Genomic DNA, 17,238 nt, shown 5'->3' with positions numbered 1-17,238 from the left:
GCGTACCCGGTTGACTTGTGCGAGGGGGTCGACGCTATGGGGCGCGGCCGTGCAAAGGCCAAGCAGACGAAGGTCGCTCGCGACCTGAAGTACCGCACCTGGGACACCGACTTGGACCAGCTCAAGCGAGAGCTGTCCGGCGGAGATCAGGGTGGCACCGCTTCTGCGAACGGCGACAACGACGGCGACGACTACGACGCCGACGATTACCACCCCCGTCGGTAGCAACACAGCCCGGGTAACTGCTCAGCGCTCCCTCAGGGTGCCTGAGCAGTTCACCGTGCGTCCGACGTAGTTCCACCACATCAGCGCCACAGGTGCGTTCCGTGCTGCCCCGGCCGGCGGGCTAGGGCAGCACGACCACCTCGACGGCACTCCTGTCGGTGGTTTCGCGTCCGCGCCTGGTCCAGCCAGGCGCGGGCTTTGTGCTGCCGGGCCTACGTTGCGTAGGTGCCCTCGAGGGTGACTGTGCCGCCGGTGGTCGCGGTGACCTCGCCGCATACCCAGGCGGGGATGTCGCGGGCGGCCAGCGCCTGGATCGCCGTGTCCGCGGACGACGGGTCGAGGACGGCGACCATGCCGGCGCCCATGTTGAGCGTCTTCTCGAGCTCGGGCAGCGCGACATCGCCGAGCAGGCCGACCAGGCCGAAGATCGGTGCCGGGGTCCACGTCGACCGGTCGATCCGCACCGACAGCTCGGCCGGAATGACCCGGGCCAGGTTGGCCGCGAAGCCGCCGCCGGTGATGTGGGACATGGCGTGCATCGGCTTCTCGTCGCCGCCGTTCAGCTCCTGGATCAGCTCCAGGCAGTGCTTCGCGTAGACCCGGGTCGGCGTCAGCAGCACCTCACCCAGCGTGGACCCCAGCTCCGGCACGACCCGGTCCAGCGTCCACTTCGCCCGGTCGAAGAACACGTGCCGCACCAGGCTGTAACCGTTCGAGTGCAGTCCCGACGACGCCATCGCCAGGACGACGTCGCCCGCGCGCACCCGCTCCGCGCCGAGGACCTCGTCCGCCTCGACCACACCGGTCGCCGCACCCGCCACGTCGTACTCGTCCGGCTCCAGCAGGCCCGGGTGCTCCGCGGTCTCGCCGCCGACGAGCGCCGTACCGGCCTCGACGCACGCCTCCGCGATGCCCTTCACGATCTGCGCGATCGTCTCCGGGACCACCTTGCCGGTGCAGATGTAGTCGGTCATGAACAGCGGCTCGGCGCCGCAGACGACCAGGTCGTCGACGACCATCCCGACCAGGTCGAACCCGATCGTGTCGTGCTTGCCGAGCTTCTGCGCGATCGCGACCTTGGTGCCGATCCCGTCCGTCGAGGTGGCCAGCAGCGGCCGCCGGTACGACGTCAGCGCGGTCGCGTCGAACAGCCCGGCGAACCCGCCGAGCCCACCGACCACCTCCGGGCGGGTCGCCTTCGCCACCCACTCCTTCATCAGCTCGACGGCCCGGTCACCGGCCTCGATGTCGACCCCGGCAGCGGCGTAGCTCGCGCCTTGACTCACGGTTGTCTCTCTCTGTTCGGGTAGGGCGTACTACGGCCGGCTGAGCGCGTCCGCGGCGCCGCCGGCCGCGGAGACCGCGGCCAGACCGTCGGCGTCGGTGGCCACCGGGACCTCGAGCAGGTGCTTGCCGAGGTACTCCGGGTCCGGCAGCGCGACCGGGTACACACCGTCGAAGCAGGCGCGGCAGAGCCGGTCCATCGGGACTGTGGTCGCCTCGACGAGGCCGTCCAGGCTGATGTACCCGAGCGAGTCGGCGCCGAGCGAGCGGCAGATCTCTTCGGTGTTCAGGCCGTTGGCGATCAGCTCGGCGCGGCTGGCGAAGTCGATGCCGTAGAAGCACGGCCACTTCACCGGCGGGGCCGTGATCCGGACGTGGATCTCCTTGGCGCCGGCCTCGCGGAGCATCCGGATCACCGCGCGCTGGGTGTTGCCACGCACGATCGTGTCGTCGACGACGACCAGGCGCTTGCCCTCGATCACCTCGCGCAGCGGGTTCAGCTTCAGGCGGATGCCGAGCTGGCGGATGGTCTGGCTCGGCTGGATGAACGTGCGGCCGACGTACGCGTTCTTGACCAGGCCGGATCCGTACGGGATGCCGGACGCCTCGGCGTACCCGATCGCGCCTGGCGTACCGGACTCGGGGGTGGCGATGACGAGGTCGGCGTCGGCCGGGTGCTCCTTGGCGAGCTTGCGGCCGATCTCGACGCGGGTCGAGTAGATCCGCTGGCCGGAGATCTGGGTGTCCGGGCGGGCCAGGTAGACGAACTCGAAGAGGCAGCCCTTCGGGTCCGGCTCGGCGAACTTGGTCGAGCGGAGGCCGTCGGCGTCGACCGCGACGATCTCACCCGGCTCGACCTCACGGATGAAGGAGGCGCCGACGATGTCCAGGGCGGCGGTCTCGCTGGCGATCACCCAGCCGCGCTCCAGGCGACCCAGCACCAGCGGGCGGATGCCCTGCGGGTCGCGCGCGGCGTACAGGGTGTTCTCGTCCATGAAGATCAGGCTGAACGCGCCCTTGACCTTCGGGAGGATCTTCGCGGCCGCCTGCTCGATGGTCAGGTCCGGGTAGCCGGCCAGCATCGAGGTCAGGATGTCGGTGTCGGACGAGGCGCTGTGCTTGGCGTTCGCCTTCGCGTGCTCGACCTCGACGTCCAGGCCGAGGTCCAGGTCGCCTTCGCCGCTCAGACTGGCGGCGAGCTCACCGGTGTTGGTCAGGTTCCCGTTGTGGCCGAGCGCAACGGACCCGGTCGCGGTCGACCGGAACGTCGGCTGGGCGTTGGCCCACACGCTCGATCCGGTCGTCGAGTACCGGCAGTGGCCGATCGCGATGTGCCCCCGGAGCGACGCCAGGGTGGCCTCGTCGAAGGCCTGGCTGACCAGCCCCATGTCCTTGTAAACGAGAATCTGACTCCCGTTACCGACCGCGATGCCGGCCGACTCCTGCCCTCGGTGCTGCAGCGCATACAGCCCGAAGTAGGTGAGTTTGGCAACCTCTTCCCCGGGCGCCCAGACACCGAAGACACCACAGGCGTCCTGCGGTCCCAGGTCCTGCGGGTCAAGATCCTGACTGAGCCGACCATCACCACGAGCCACACCCGCAGTCTACGGGACGCCGGCGGGTGCTTTTCGCGTTATGTCAGCCAGCAGCTCTGAGCTCCGCCGCAGGCCGGCTGGTCGCCCGCGGTGACCACGGACGCCTGCGCGGGTGCGAACACGCCGACTGTCAGGAGGACGCCAACTACCATCAGCAACTTCTTGATCACGACCGGTACCTTTCGAAATAATCCGAACCCACCTATTGAGTGCTCTTTGTCGACGCTCTCTGTATATGGTCGGTTCCGACAAGTTCGGAGGAGGAGGATCGTGCTCGAACCGCTGGGGCTCGACGAAGCCACTTTTGCGGTCTATCACGCCCTGCTCAACCACCCAGACAGTACGCCGGAAGAGATTGCTGCGCTAGTTAATCGCTCAGCAACAGAAGTCAGCGGACTGATGGACAAGTTGCGGCAGCTGCAGCTCCTGGTGCCGACCTGGACCAACCCCGACGGTGAGCACGCGGTGCACCCCCGGGTCGGTCTGACCAGCCTGGCCGAGCGCCGCCGCGCCGAGCTGGCTCGACTGTCCAGCGAGCTGAAGGACGCCGAGGCTTCGGCCGAGGTGATCGCGGAGCAGTACAACGAGTTGCTCACGGCCCGGACGAGCGGCGACGTCGAGGTGCTGAGAGGCCGCGCCAACGCCTCCCGGCGGATCGAGGAGCTCGGACTCAAGGCAAGAGACACCTTCTGGGGCCTGCTGCCGGCACACGTCGACGAGGCCGTCCAGCCGCTGGACCGCTCGCCCGACGTACCCCTGCTCGAGCGCGGCCTCAAGATGCGAACCGTCTACCTGCAGAGCATGACGACCTCGAAGCAGATCCTCGAGTACGCGGCGATGATCCATCGCCTGGGCGGCGAGGTGCGGGCCACCCCGACGCTCCCGATGCGCCTGCTGATCTTCGACCATGAGATCGCGATCATGCCGATGGACCCGGACAACCCGACCGCCGGCGCGGTGATCCACCGCAGCCCCGCAGTGGTCTCGGTGGCGCTCGCGCTGTTCGACGCCTACTGGTCGCGAGCCGTCGAACTGTTCGACCCCGAGGAACGCGAGAACGACACCCCGCTCACCCCTCACGAGGCCGAGGTACTGCGCCTCCTCGCCGGCGGCGCCAAGGACGAGCAGGTGGCCCGCCTCCTGGGCATCTCCCTCCGCACCGCCCGCCGCATTACCGCCAACCTCTCCGACCGCCTCGACGCCGCCAGCCGTTTCGAGCTGGGAGTAGCCGCGGCGAAACGCGGCTGGGTCTGAGCGCAGGTATTCGGCGGCGAAACTATTCGCCGGGCCGGCGATAATCTGCGCGTCGATCAGCAAACAGCAACACAATTCATCGCGGATTGCGGGGATTTCTGCTGAGCCTTCTTCGCCGCAGCCGGAATTTGTCATGAGCGCTATTTGGTGAGTCGGCGACGACAGGGACCGATCCGGTCGATGGCGGCGAAGTCGAGTGCACTGGTGGGGACTTCGGGCAGCCGGAGCTGGGGTGCGGGGGCGGGCGGATTGATCAGCCCGGTCCCGGGCGGGGGTTTCGGGCGGGCAAAGTGGTCTCCTCCGCGGCGGGCGGGTGGGAGCAATCCGTGCACGGCCTGGACCACTCGAGGAGACCAAACGGGTCACTGAATCCGGATATCAGGCAGGAAAGTGCCAAACGGTTGCCAGGAAAGCCGGAGTGTGGTTTAGTCCGCGGCTTTCCTGGCGACCGGTAATTCAGGTCTAGACCGTCTTCAAGGCGCCCAGGAGCTTCGTCAAGGACTCGCGGGCATCGCCGAACAGCAGCGTCGTGCGCGGGTCGTAGAGGAGCTCGTTCTCGATGCCGGCGAAGCCGGGGCGCATCGAGCGTTTGAGGAAGATGACTCGTTGGGCTTCGTCGGCGTTGAGGATCGGCATGCCGTAGATGGGCGCAGACGGGGTGTTGCGCGCCGCGGGGTTGACCACGTCGTTGGCGCCGACGACCAGGACGACGTCCGTGGACTTGAAGTCGCCGTTGATGTCGTCCATCTCGCGGAGCTGCTCGTACGGGACCTGCGCCTCCGCGAGCAGCACGTTCATGTGACCGGGCATCCGTCCGGCCACGGGATGGATCGCGTAGTCGACCTTCACCCCGCGCGACTGCAGCTCGTCGACCAGGTCCCGCAGCGTGTGCTGCGCCTGCGCGACTGCCAGCCCGTACCCGGGCACGACGATCACCCTGTTCGCGTACCCGAGCAGGATCGCCACGTCCTCCGGCCCACCCGAGATCACCGGCCGCTCGGACGCCGTACCGCCGCCCAGCGTCGACCCGCCCCGGACGGCGCCGAAGAGGATGTTGAACACGGACCGCCCCATCGCGTCCGCCATCAGCTTGGTCAGCAACGTACCGGCCGCGCCGACCAGGGTGCCCGCGATCAGCAGCAGTGTGTTGCCCAGCACATACCCACCCGCAGCCACCGTGAGCCCGGTGAACGCGTTCAGCAACGAGATCACGATCGGTACGTCGGCCCCGCCCACCGGCAGCACCAGCATCACACCGATCGCCAGGCCGACCAGGCACAGCAGTATGCCGACCCACACCCGCGGGTCCGACACGAGCCACACCCCGAGCGCCACGCCGCCCAGGATCGACGCGACGAACAGCACCGGCAGCCCCGGGAACGTCACCGGCCGGGTCGTCATCAGCTCCTGCAGCTTGGCGAACGTCACCACCGACCCGGAGAAGCTGATCGCCCCGACCAGGATCGTGAACGCCGTGGCGATCGCCGCCACCGTCGCGTCCGCCGAGACCTCGCCCAGCTCCAGCAGCGCGACCAGTGCCGCCGCGCCGCCGCCGACACCGTTGAACAGGGCAACGAGCTGCGGCATCTGGGTCATCTGCACCCGCCGCGACCCGATCACGCCGCCGATGGTGCCGATGATGAGCGCGATCAGGATCGGCGCGAGGTGGTCCGGCTTGTACGCCGCGAACGTGATCAGCACCGCGAGTACGGCGCCGGCCGCGCCGACCAGGTTGCCGGTCCGCGCGGTCCGCGGGTTGGAGAGCGCCTTCAGCGCGACGATGAAGCAGACCGCGGCGACCAGGTAACCGATCTGGGCCCAGGTGGGAATCACTTGTGCAGCTCCTTCTTGCGAGCCGCCGGGCCCTTGAACATCTCCAGCATCCGGTCGGTGACCACGAACCCGCCGACCATGTTCATCGTCGCCAGGACCACGGCCAGCAGCCCGACGATCAGCACGATCGTCGAGTCGGTCGCGCCGGTGACGATGATGGCGCCGACCAGGATGACGCCGTGGATCGCGTTCGCCCCGGACATCAGCGGGGTGTGCAGCGTCGAGGAGACCTTGCTGATCACCTCGACCCCGACGAACGCCGCCAGCACGAAGATCGTGAGCAAAGCTATGGACCCGGTCACGGGTACTGTCCTTCCAAGAGCTGGCGGGTGGGCTCGTGCAGGATGCTGCCGTCGTGGGTGACGCAGCAGCCGCGGACGATCTCGTCGTCGAAGTCGGGGTCGAAGGACGCGTTCCGGGTCATCAGCCGGATCAGGTTCGCGACGTTCTGCCCGTACAGCCGGCTGGCCGGCCCGGCCATCTGGGACGGGACGTTCGCGCCGCCCCAGACCAGTGCGTTGCCGATCGTCAGCTCGGTCCCGGCGACCGAACCCTCGACGTTCCCGCCCTGCTCGGACGCCAGGTCGACGACCACGGACCCCGGCTTCATCTGCTCGACCATGGACCGCGACACCAGCATCGGCGCGGTCCGGCCCGGTACGGCGGCGGTCGTGATCAGGGCGTCCGCGGCCGCGACGTACGGCGTGAGCAGTTCACGCTGGAGCTGCGCGCGTTCCGCGGTCATCTCGCGGGCGTAGCCGCCGGGGCCGTCCAGGGTGCCCAGCTCGAGCTCGATCGCGACGGCGCCCATCGAGGCGATCTCCTCGGCGGCCGCTGTCCGGACGTCGTACGCCTTGACCACCGCGCCGAGGCGCTTCGCGGTCGCGATCGCCTGCAGACCGGCCACGCCGGCACCGAGGACCAGGACCTGGGCTGGTGGGACCGTGCCGGCCGCGGTCATGTTCAGCGGGAAGAACCGGGGCAGCCGCTCGGCCGCGACGATCGCGGCGCGGTACCCGGCGACCAGCGCCTGGGAGGACAGCGCGTCCATCGACTGCGCCCGGGAGATCCGCGGGATCAGCTCCATCGCGAACACGGTCAGCTTGGCCCGCGTTGCGGTCCGCACCACATCCGGCGGGTTCGTCGGCAGGAACGACATCAGCGCCGTACCGGCGTGCAGCCGTTGCAGACGTTCGCGTTCCAGCGGCTGGACCGAGGTCACGATCGTGGCCGCGTGGTCCGCACCCCAGGCCACCTCGGCCCCGGCATCCCGGTACTGGTCGTCCGAGAACAGCGCCCGCTCACCGGCGGCCGGCTCGACCGCCACCTCGTACCCGAGCTGGACGAGCTTCGCGACTTGCTCCGGCACCAGCGCCACCCGGCGCTCCGCCGGTCTGGTCTCCCGTACGACTGCGATCTTCACTCGCCGAAACCTATGCCAAACACTGGGTCGCCGAAAAGCCCGGTCAGGCCTGGTTGGCGAGGTTCTGTAGTAGGAGGGCCTCGGCGAGGCAGACCTTGCGGAACTCGGCGAGGTGCAGGCCCTCGTCGATGCCGTGGGCGCGGGTGTCCGGATCCTCGACGCCGGTGACCAGGATGGAGGCCTGTGGGAAGGCCTGCTGGAACTCTGCGATGAAGGGGATCGAGCCGCCCATCCCCATGTCCACCGGCTCGACACCCCAGGCCTCCTGGAACGCCGACCGGGCTGCCTCGTAGCCGGCACCACGTGCGTTCACGCTGCACGGCTGGCCGGTCTGGCCCTCGGTCACGGTCACCTGCGCACCCCACGGCACATTGCGCTCCAGGTGGTCGGTCAGCGCCGCACTGGCCTTCACCGCGTCGTCACCCGGCGCCACCCGCAGGCTGATCTTGGCCCGAGCGACCGGGATGAGCGTGTTGCTGGCCTCCGCCACCGACGGCGCGTCAATGCCGACCACAGAGATCGCCGGACGCGTCCACAGCCGGTCCACCAGCGAGCCAGTGCCGGTCAGCCGAACAGAATCGAGTACCGACGACTCCGCACGCAGCCGGTCCTCTCCGTAGTCCACATCGGCCGCCCGCGACGCATGCAGGCCGTCGACCGCCACATCGCCCTTGGCGTCGTGCAGTGTGGCCAGCAACCGGCACAGCGCAGACAGGGCGTCCGGGATCGGTCCACCGAACAGCCCGGAGTGCACGGCGTGCTCCAGCGTGCGTACTTCGACGTACGTCTCGACCAGGCCGCGCAGCGAAACGGTCAGTGCGGGCCGGCCGATCTCCCAGTTGCCGGAGTCCGCGATGACGATCGCATCCGCGGCCAGTTCTTCGGAGTACTCCGCCAGCAGCTGCAGCAGGGTCGGCGAGCCGATCTCCTCCTCGCCCTCGACGAAGACCGTCACGCCCACCGGCAGGTCGTTGCCAAAGGCCCGTACGGCGGCCAGGTGCGCGGCGATCCCGGCCTTGTCGTCCGCGGCACCCCGTCCGTAGAGCCGGTCGCCGCGCTCGGTCGGTACGAACGGCTCCGATGTCCACTGCTCGACCGGTCCGGTCGGCTGTACGTCGTGGTGCGCGTACAGCAGCACGGTCGGCTTGCCGGCCGGCGCCGCCTTCTTCGCGATCACTGCCGGCGCGCCTTCGCCGGCCCGGACGATCTTGACCGCGAAGCCCTCCGCCTCGAAGAGGGCCGCGGTCGCCTCGGCGGACCGCTGGACGTCGGCCGCACGGGCCGGCTCGTAGCTGACCGACGGGATCCGGATGAGGTCCTCGAGGTCGGCACGGACGCTGGGCAGAACGCGGTCGATCGCCGCGGACAGATCGGTCATGAGGCCTACGGTACGGCGTCCGTTTCGCCGCTGACCTCGCTGGTGCGCTAGGGCCTGTACGACGCCGAGTCGGCGACCTGCTGCCGGGACGTGGCGTCGGCGTCGCGCACCTGGATCTGCAGCTGCTTGCCACCGTCGAGCTGCTTGAACCGCTCGATCACCGCCGGGCCGGAGCAGGTGTAGTTGAAGGTCACGGTGTTGCCTGACTGCTGCGGCGTGGCGGTCTGGCAACCCGGCGGTGGGATGGTGGTCTGCGGCAGCACTGTCCCGTTGTGGACGCCGACGAACACCCCCTCCACTCCCGCGTTGGTACGCCACTCGGAGGTGTTGGTGCTGACCAGCAGACCGTTGTCGGTGGACGCCTTCTGCGTCCAGTCGCGGGGCACCTGCACCGAGAGGTTCTTCGTCTTCACCTCCACTGGCCGGCTCAGCACGTAGCGGTAGCCGCCGTACCCACCACCCGCGGCCAGCACCAGGGCAGCCACGACGGCTATCGCCCGAGCCCGGCCCGAGCGCCTCGGCGCAGCAGGCGCGGTCTGCTGGCTCGCTGTCACCGGTGCGGTGGCTTGGTCGACGGCGCCAGTCACCGGCTTCACCGGAGTCGGCATGTCGGCGGCCGGAACGAGTCCGGGCGGCACCTTGCCCGTGGTGTGCGCTTCCTTGAGTGCGTTGAGGAAAGCGTCCAGGTCGGGCCAGCGCTTGTCCCGGTCCGGTTCGAGAGCACGCCGTACGACGACGTCGACCGCGTCGGGCACGTCCTCGCGCAGGGTGGTCATCGACGGCGGCGGCGTCTCGATCTGCATCACCGCACCGAGGCTGGCCACGCCATGCGGTGCCTGTCCGGTGAAGGCGGCGTACGCGACCGCACCGAGCGAGTACAGGTCCGCCCGGTGGTCCAGGCGCTCGCCACGGACCTGTTCGGGAGCGACGTACGCCGGGGTGCCGCCCGGCATGGTGATTCGCGACACCTCGGCCAGCGACTTGCCCAGACCGAGGTCGGACAGCATGGCCCGGTCGCCTGCGGGGTCGGTGCGGAACAGGACGTTGGCCGGCTTCACGTCCCGGTGCAGGACACCCCGGGCGTGCAGGTGCTTCAGGCCCCGGCCGACCTGGTCGATGATCCGGACGGCCTCGGCGAACTCCAGCGGAGCCGCCTTGATCTTGTCCGCGAGCGTGCCGCCGTCGGCGTACGTGAGCACCATGTACGGGCGGCCGTCGTCCGCCTCGCCGATGTCGTGCACGCCGACGACGTACAGCGAGTCGACCTTGCGCAGGAAGCGGCCCTCGGCCAGGAACCGGCGGCGGACGTCCTCGTCCTCGACCCAGTTGTCGGAGAGGATCTTGACCGCGACCTCGGCGTCCAGTTGCTCGTCCCGGGCCAGCCAGACGGTCGCGAAACCACCGGCACCCACCCGGCGGACCAGGGAGTACCGGCCGATCCGCGGTGGCTGGTCCATGGCGTAATTATGCTCGATGTTCCTGCGACTCGTTCGCCACAGGGGGCGCTGAGCGAACAAAAGGGCGCGATCCGGCGTCTGAAACCGTGATGGGAACGGGACGAAATGGCAGCTAGGAACCGCCTGCTGGTGGTCGTTGTGACCGCAACCGCAGTCGCTGCCGTGACGGGTGGCGGCGTGCTGGCTGCTGCCCGCGAACCGCGCAACCAGGCCGGTGTCGCGGCCGCTCCCCTCAGCGCGACGCCCAGGGCCTTACCGCAGACCACGGTGGCGCTGGACGCTCGGAAGCTGACCGCAGGTCGTGCCCCGCAGCTGACGTACCTCCGCGGCCGCACTATCTACAGTGACCCGGGCAACCCCGTCAAGGTGTCCGCCACGGACGAGGTGGGTGCCACCGCACGGCTCTGGGATCTCACGCTGACTGTGCTGGTGAGGAGCGCGACCAGCAGCTCACTGGTGATCCAGGACGACCAGGGCAAGCTCATCAAGCAGGTGCCGAAGGTCGACTCGCTGACTGTCGGCATCGACGGCCAGTACGCCGCCTATGCCTCGGGAGGCCAGTACGCGCGGGGCGCCGTCGGCGGGACGGTCTACTACCAGCCGCCGACGCTGCGTCAGGTAGAGGAGCTGCACCGCCCCAAGGACTACAACCTGAAGGTCCTCGCGGTCGTCGGCCACAAGGTCTACTTCCAGAGCGCACCAGCCGCAGACAAGCCGAGCAGCCTGTACCGCTGGGACGTCGACCACCACACCGTCACACCGGTGAGCAAAGTCATCGCTCCGTTATCCCTGACTGCAGACGGCGCGCTGGCAGCCGGTACGCCGGTCTTTACCGACAGCGGGCTGTGCAGCGTCGTCACGACGGTCAGCACAGGCCTGCAGAAGTGGCGGACCTGCCAGTACCGCCTGGACCACTTCAGCCCCAGCAACGCGTACGTCGTCGGCTGGGCGCCAGGAGCGGGCGAGCCGTACGGCGAGAACCGGGTCTCCCTGCTCGACGCCAAGACCGGCAAGCTGCTGCGCGCCTGGACCGCGCCCTCGATCCGTGGCGCCGTAGCGGAGGATGACGACCACGTCCTCCTGTTGTGGAACGACTCGCAGAACCCACAGTCCCGCTCTGCTGTCGTCCGCTGCACGGTCAGCACCGGCCAGTGCGAACTGGCCACCCCCCTGTCCTCCGAGCCGCTCCTCCTCGGATCGTAAGTAAGGAATCGCCGATGCGGCCGAACAACGGGCGCCTGATCGCCCTCGTAGCAGCAGTCGCCGTGGCAGCCATTGCCACCGGCGGCGCTTTGGCGTATCGCCAGGGACCCCACAACGGGTCCGAGGCCGAGGCCGCCCCGCTGACCGGTTCGCCCACTCCGGTTCCGCCGACCACCACGCCGAAGCCGAGCCTGACGCCGTCGGCGACCCCGGTGAAGACTCCGACGGCGCCACCGAGCGGTACCCCCTCGGACAAGCCGTCAGGCACTGGGAAGTCACAGGTCGTCCTGACCAAGCTGCCCACCGGCCGCACGCCACAGGTCCCGTATCTGAGCGGTCGTACGGTCAAGGGTGGCGCCGGCCAGGACGTGAAGATCCCGGGCAGCCAGGAGATCCAGGAGGTTGCCCGGCTCAATCAGTCCGTCCTGGCGGTCCTCAGCACGGCCGACAACGGCAGCGAGTTGCTGAAGCTGGACGGGTTCAACGGATCCCGACGTACCCCCAACGTCAGTCAGGTGGTCAGCACCGAGGACGGCATGGCCGCGGCGTACCTGACCACGGTGACGTCGGACACCGGCGAGCAGGAGAAGGGGACGACCATCTACGCCGAGCGATCGACAGTCCAGAAGGTCAACGTGCCCGACGTTTGGAACGCGTACCTCCTCGGCTACCTGAGCGGGAAGGTGTACTTCCGCGCCACCGCAACGGAAGGCTCGAGCACCTGGACCCTGTACGAGTGGACTCCTGGCTCGTCGAAGGTCAGCGCGATCAAGTCGGTTCCGAAGGTGACCGCTGTGAGCAGCAACGGCGAACTGGCGGCCTCGCTGACCGCAGTGACCGACTACAGCACCTGCAGCAGCATGCTGTCGCTGAGCGCCGGCAAACGGCTGTGGCGGACCTGCGACTACATGATCGACGGCTTCACGCTGGACGGCGCGACTGCGATCGCCGGTCCGTTCTACCGGGACGGGTACGGCGACGGGCTCGCCGCCGTCCTGGATGCGAAGACCGGCACGTTGCTGCACGAGTGGAAGGGTGTGTTCCGCCAGGCGGTCCCGGAGGACGACCAGCACCTGCTCCTGCTGGCTGACACCGGTGAGGAGACGCCCGCGTCCATCATCCGCTGCACGATGACCACGGGTGCCTGCGAGCTGGCGACGCCGCTGGCCAAGGGCACTCTGTTGCTCGGGTCATGAGGCTCGCACCTCGGCGCCACGCGCACCTGGTCGCGGTGGTTGCTGCGGTCGCGGTGACGGCCGTCCTGGGTGGCGGTGCGGCGGCATACAGCCAGCGACCACGGTCAACGGCAGCCAGCGGAGCCGCGGCGCCGCTGGGCCCCAGCGCCAGCAGCACGCCAACCCCTACACCTACGCCCAGGTCCACGCTTACGCCGCCGCCGCCGCCGCCGACGACGACGACACCCAAGCCGACGCAAGCCGCGCCGAGGACGGTCACAGCTACCCCTGTGGGTCCGCTCCAGACAGTGGTCGACCTCGTCAAGCTGGCGCGCGGCCGCACACCACAGGTCCCCTACCTGTCGGGCACTACCGTCAAGGGCGGCGCCGGCCGCGACGTGACGATCCAGGTCCCGAAGGGGTCGTACATCACCGACGTCGCACGGCTGCGGCAGACGGTCCTCGCCATCGTCAACGACGGTGTGAGCAAGAGCGACCTGCTGACGATCGACGAGTTCACCGGCAAGGTGCTCACCACGACGCCGCACGTCAGCTCGATCCTCACTGCCGACGACGGCCAGTTCGCCGTCTACATCGGCGACGGACCTCTCCCTGGCAAAGCCAACGGCACGACCGTGTACTTCGCGGGCAGTTCGGTCCAACGGTTGGTACTGCCAACGGTCAACAACTCGTATCCGCTCGGCTTCGTGAACGGGAAGGTGTACTACCGCGGCTCGCCCACCGACGACTACCAGACCTGGTCCCTCTACGAGTGGAGGCCGGGAACCACAACGGCGAGGCGGGTCTCGACGATCCCGTCTGCCACGGCACTGTCCAACGACGGCACCGTCGCTGCGTCCTCCAGCAACGTGACCGACTACGTCAGCTGCACCAACGTGGCTTCGGTGGCCACCGGGAGCCGGCTGTGGCGCAGTTGCGACTACCGGGTGACGGGCTTCAGCCCCGACGACCGAACCGCTCTGGGCGGCCCGTACTACCGCGAGGGGACCGGCGACTTCGTCGTCGCGGCCATCGACGCGAAGAGCGGCACTGTTCTGCACGAGTGGAAAGGTCCGTTCCGGGACCCGGTGGCGGAGGACGATGAGCACGTGCTGATCACGACCTTCCGCGGTGAGAACGCGCCGAACGCGATCCTCCGCTGCACGATCGCGACCGGTGCCTGCGAGCTCGCCACCCCGCTCACCAAAACCGCTGTCGAGCTCGGGACCTGACATGCCGGCACGCCCGAGCAGCCGCCGGCTGATCGCGATCGTCGCGGCGGTTGCGGTGGCCGCAGTCGCCGTCGGCAGCGCGATCGCCTACCGCCAGGGCCCACGGGACGGGCTTCAGGCCGATGCGGGGCCACTGACCGGCTCCCCCACACCGGCGCCGTCCACCACGCGGACGACGCCGCCACCAACCCCGACGCCGACTCCCAGTGCCCCGACGACGTCCGTCGTCGCCCCGACGACCCCGCCTTCGTCGCAGACGCCGTCGTCCGAGCCGCCGCCGCGCACCGGCCTGGTGAAGAGCAATGTCACGGTCGCCAAGCTCCCGAAGGGCCGCACGCCGCAGATCACCTACCTCGAGGGTCGCACGGTCCGTGGCGGGCCGGGTGCGCCCGTTACCGTCCCTGGGACCACCGAGATCCGGGCGGTCGCCCGGGTGAATGACAACGTGCTGGCCGCGGTCGCGAAGGACCAGCAGACCGAGATGCTGACCATCGGCCTGGGCGGCAAGGTCATCCGGCGTACGCCGGACGTTACCTCGATCGTGACCACGGCCGACGGTGGCGCGGCGGCGTACCTCGCCACCCGGACCGACGACGGCGGCGGTGCGCTCGCCGGTGCGACGTTGTACGCCGAGGACTCCTCGGTGCACCAGTTGGCGCTGCCGAACGTGTGGCGCGCGTACCTGTTCGGCTACGTCAACGGCAAGGTCTACTTCCGCGCGCAGGCGAGCGAGGGTGCGGACAGCTGGACCCTGTACCAGTGGGTGCCCGGCCGGTCGAAGGCCGACGTGGTCAAGGCTGTGCCGAACCCGACAGCGCTCTCCGCCGACGGTACCAACGCCGTGTCGCTCAAGGTGCTCACCGACTTCCACAGCTGCAGCAGTCTGGTCGACGTGGCCAGCGGGAAGCAGCAGTGGCGGACCTGCGACTACCAGCTGATGCGCTTCACGCCGGACGGCTCGACGGTGGTCGGCGGTTCCTTCAACCAGGAGGGGTACGGCGATCCGGTCACCGCGGCCGTGGACGTGCGCAGCGGGAACGTACTGAACGAGTGGAAGGGCACCTTCCTCAACAGCGCGCTCGAGGACGATCAGCACGTCCTGATGGTGGCCGTCGCGTCAGGTGGTGGCGGTGACCCGGGGACGAAGAGCGCCATCATCCGCTGCACGATCGGTACGGGTGCGTGCGAGCTGGCGACCCCGATCAGCACCGACGTACCGCTGAGCTTCGGTCGCTGATCTGCTCTGAGCAGATGTCCCTTGTTCTGCGGGGCTTTGGGGGCAGACTGCGGGCATGACCACGGTTGCGGTGCTCGCTGACATTCACGGGGTCCTGCCGGCGCTGGAGGCGGTGCTGGCGGAGCCGGACGTGCTGGCCGCCGATGCGGTGGTGCTGGCGGGAGACATCGCCAGCGGTCCGCAGCCGGTGGAGACGCTGGATCTCTTGTCGGCTCTGGGCGACCGTGCGGTCTGGGTGCGGGGCAATGCGGACCGGGAGCTCGTCGAGATGGCCCGTGCGAGGTTTGACGGCGAGCCGCCAGACCAGGTGAGTCCCTGGGCCGCTACGCAGCTGCGGGCGGACCAGGTGGAGTTGCTGGCCGGTCTGCCGACCACAGTGACGATCGGCGAGGCCCTGTATTGCCACGCGACCCCACGGGACGACGAGGAGATGGTGCTGGTCGACAGCCCGATCACTCGGTGGGTTCAGGTCTTCAGCGACCTACCTGACTCCGTCCGGACAGTGGTCTGCGGCCACACGCACATGCCGTTCGCCCGGCAGGTCGACCGGCGGCTCGTGGTGAACGCCGGCAGCGTCGGGATGCCGTACGGCGCTCCCGGTCCGAGCTGGGCGTTGCTGACCGATCATGGCGTACAGCTGCGTCGGTCTGCGCTGGAGGCGACGGCCGCGGCCGAGCGGGTCGTCGCGGAGTCGTCGTACCCCGAGCGGGAGGCGTGGGTGGCGGAGTACCTGCTGAGCAACTACTCCGACACGGAGGCCCTGGAGGCGTTCAGGCCGCGCGCGGAGGGCTGAGAGGTTACCGTCGTGGAGTGTTCGCGCGGCGGCGGAAGCATTTCGGGACTCCGGCTGACAAGGCGACGTATGCGACCCTGCATACCGCCTCGCTGGCCAGCCCGCACCTGCGCGAGGGTCTGACCCCGGCAGCGGCCGGCAAAGCCAGCAAACACTTGAGGGACCTGCTGGGTACGGCGGCGATCGCGATCTGCGACTCGTCCGGCGTCCTCGCCTGGGACGGCATCGGCGGGCCCTACGAGAGCAACCACCGCCGCGACGCCAAGCTCATCGCCGCACCGACCCTGCGTTCGGGCCGTACGGCGGTGCTCGGCGCGCACGACGTGGCCTGTGGCGACCCGCAGTGCCCGATCCGGACCGCGGTGGTCGCTCCGATCGTCACCGAGGAGCGCGTGGTCGCCGTACTGGTCGCGTACAGCAACAACACCTCCGCCGCGCTGGTCAGGGCGACTGAGGAGGTGGCTCGGTGGGTGTCCGGTCAGGTGGAGCTGGCAGAGCTCAACAAGGAGCGCACGCGGGCCATGGAGGCCGAGCTGCGGGCGCTACGCGCTCAGATCAGCCCGCACTTCATCTACAACGCGCTGGCGGCTATCGCTTCGTTTGTGCGGACCGACCCGGAGCGGGCGCGCGAGCTGCTGCTGGAGTTCGCTGACTTCTCCCGGTACGCGCTGCGGCGGGGTGGGGAGTTCACCACGCTGTCGGACGAGCTGCGGAACGTGGAGCGGTACCTGGTGCTCGAGCAGGCTCGCTTCGGCGACCGGCTCAAGGTGTCGCTGCTGATCGCCCCAGAGGTGCTGCCGGTGGTCATCCCGTTCCTGGTGGTGCAGCCGCTGGTCGAGAACGCCGTACGGCACGGTCTGGAGGGCACCAGCGGGGTCGGCCACATCACTATCCACGCCCGGGACCGGATCAACGAGGCCGAGATCAGCGTCGAGGACAACGGCGCCGGCAGCGAGCCCGAGGTGATCCGGGCCGCGCTGTCCGGCGAGTCCGGCAGCGACTCGGTCGGCCTCGGCAACGTCGACGCCCGGCTCCGCCAGGTGTACGGCGACGCGTACGGCCTGATCGTCGAGACCGCGGTCGACGCCGGGACGAAGGTGACGTTCCGGGTCCCCAAATACTCCTCAGGGGTGCACGCGTCCCCTTAGT

16 protein-coding genes are annotated in these 17,238 nt (G+C 69.1%); 8 read left to right on the top strand and 8 right to left on the bottom strand.

What is annotated here, in order from left to right; translation table 11 throughout:
* Window positions 1–36: 36 nt before the first annotated feature.
* Window positions 37–225 carry a DUF3073 domain-containing protein gene (locus AB0E69_RS14615; protein WP_360144437.1) on the top strand — a complete coding sequence of 63 codons (189 nt, stop codon included), beginning with the start codon at window positions 37–39 and terminating at the stop codon, window positions 223–225.
* Between the two features lie 212 nt (window positions 226–437).
* Here AB0E69_RS14615 and purM read toward each other — a convergent pair whose 3' ends face one another.
* From purM to AB0E69_RS14600, 3 genes are read right to left on the bottom strand one after another with little or no spacing between them, the layout of a single operon-like run.
* A complete protein-coding gene (gene purM / locus AB0E69_RS14610; RefSeq protein ID WP_360144434.1) occupies window positions 438–1,511 on the bottom strand; it encodes a phosphoribosylformylglycinamidine cyclo-ligase in 1,074 nt (357 codons plus the stop codon).
* Window positions 1,512–1,541: 30 nt separating this feature from the next.
* On the bottom strand, window positions 1,542–3,104 hold the full coding sequence (gene purF / locus AB0E69_RS14605; protein ID WP_360144431.1) for an amidophosphoribosyltransferase: 1,563 nt from the start codon (window positions 3,102–3,104) through the stop codon (window positions 1,542–1,544).
* Between the two features lie 38 nt (window positions 3,105–3,142).
* Window positions 3,143–3,274: a hypothetical protein gene (locus AB0E69_RS14600; RefSeq protein WP_360144428.1), complete on the bottom strand. Its 132-nt coding sequence runs from the start codon at window positions 3,272–3,274 to the stop codon at window positions 3,143–3,145.
* Window positions 3,275–3,374: 100 nt separating this feature from the next.
* Between AB0E69_RS14600 and AB0E69_RS14595 the strand changes: the two genes are divergently transcribed.
* Entirely contained in the window at window positions 3,375–4,358 is a 984-nt protein-coding gene (locus AB0E69_RS14595; protein ID WP_360144425.1) for a LuxR C-terminal-related transcriptional regulator, read from the top strand.
* Window positions 4,359–4,820: 462 nt separating this feature from the next.
* Here AB0E69_RS14595 and AB0E69_RS14590 read toward each other — a convergent pair whose 3' ends face one another.
* From AB0E69_RS14590 to AB0E69_RS14570, 5 genes are read right to left on the bottom strand one after another with little or no spacing between them, the layout of a single operon-like run.
* Window positions 4,821–6,191, bottom strand: coding sequence for an NAD(P)(+) transhydrogenase (Re/Si-specific) subunit beta (locus AB0E69_RS14590; RefSeq protein ID WP_360144422.1), 1,371 nt, complete (start codon window positions 6,189–6,191; stop codon window positions 4,821–4,823).
* Window positions 6,188–6,493 (bottom strand): NAD(P) transhydrogenase subunit alpha, encoded by a 306-nt coding sequence (locus AB0E69_RS14585; protein ID WP_360144419.1) that lies wholly within the window; start codon window positions 6,491–6,493, stop codon window positions 6,188–6,190. The genes AB0E69_RS14590 and AB0E69_RS14585 overlap by 4 nt, the downstream gene beginning before the upstream one ends.
* Window positions 6,490–7,614: an NAD(P) transhydrogenase subunit alpha gene (locus tag AB0E69_RS14580; protein WP_360144416.1), complete on the bottom strand. Its 1,125-nt coding sequence runs from the start codon at window positions 7,612–7,614 to the stop codon at window positions 6,490–6,492. The genes AB0E69_RS14585 and AB0E69_RS14580 overlap by 4 nt, the downstream gene beginning before the upstream one ends.
* A 43-nt stretch (window positions 7,615–7,657) precedes the next feature.
* A complete protein-coding gene (locus AB0E69_RS14575; RefSeq protein ID WP_360144413.1) occupies window positions 7,658–8,992 on the bottom strand; it encodes a dipeptidase in 1,335 nt (444 codons plus the stop codon).
* A 47-nt stretch (window positions 8,993–9,039) separates the two neighbouring features.
* Entirely contained in the window at window positions 9,040–10,449 is a 1,410-nt protein-coding gene (locus AB0E69_RS14570) for a serine/threonine-protein kinase (RefSeq protein WP_360144410.1), read from the bottom strand.
* A gap of 138 nt (window positions 10,450–10,587) precedes the next feature.
* Here AB0E69_RS14570 and AB0E69_RS14565 point away from each other — a divergent pair, with 138 nt between their 5' ends.
* The 6 genes from AB0E69_RS14565 (at window position 10,588) to AB0E69_RS14540 (ending at window position 17,237) form a co-directional block, all read left to right on the top strand.
* Window positions 10,588–11,652 (top strand): hypothetical protein, encoded by a 1,065-nt coding sequence (locus tag AB0E69_RS14565; protein ID WP_360144407.1) that lies wholly within the window; start codon window positions 10,588–10,590, stop codon window positions 11,650–11,652.
* Between the two features lie 14 nt (window positions 11,653–11,666).
* Window positions 11,667–12,848 carry a hypothetical protein gene (locus tag AB0E69_RS14560; protein WP_360144404.1) on the top strand — a complete coding sequence of 394 codons (1,182 nt, stop codon included), beginning with the start codon at window positions 11,667–11,669 and terminating at the stop codon, window positions 12,846–12,848.
* Window positions 12,849–13,117: 269 nt separating this feature from the next.
* Complete coding sequence (locus AB0E69_RS14555) at window positions 13,118–14,059, top strand: hypothetical protein (protein WP_360144401.1); 942 nt, start codon at window positions 13,118–13,120, stop codon at window positions 14,057–14,059.
* Window position 14,060: 1 nt separating this feature from the next.
* Window positions 14,061–15,296: a hypothetical protein gene (locus AB0E69_RS14550; protein WP_360144398.1), complete on the top strand. Its 1,236-nt coding sequence runs from the start codon at window positions 14,061–14,063 to the stop codon at window positions 15,294–15,296.
* Window positions 15,297–15,351: 55 nt separating this feature from the next.
* A complete protein-coding gene (locus AB0E69_RS14545) occupies window positions 15,352–16,089 on the top strand; it encodes a metallophosphoesterase family protein (protein ID WP_360144395.1) in 738 nt (245 codons plus the stop codon).
* 17 nt (window positions 16,090–16,106) lie between these two features.
* Window positions 16,107–17,237 (top strand): histidine kinase, encoded by a 1,131-nt coding sequence (locus AB0E69_RS14540; RefSeq protein ID WP_360144392.1) that lies wholly within the window; start codon window positions 16,107–16,109, stop codon window positions 17,235–17,237.
* Window position 17,238: the final 1 nt, after the last annotated feature.

Origin of the sequence: Kribbella sp. NPDC026611, assembly GCF_040638345.1 — a bacterium.
GTDB lineage: Bacteria > Actinomycetota > Actinomycetes > Propionibacteriales > Kribbellaceae > Kribbella.
Note: the sequence above shows the minus strand (reverse complement) of the source record. Positions and strands in the feature narration are given on the sequence as shown.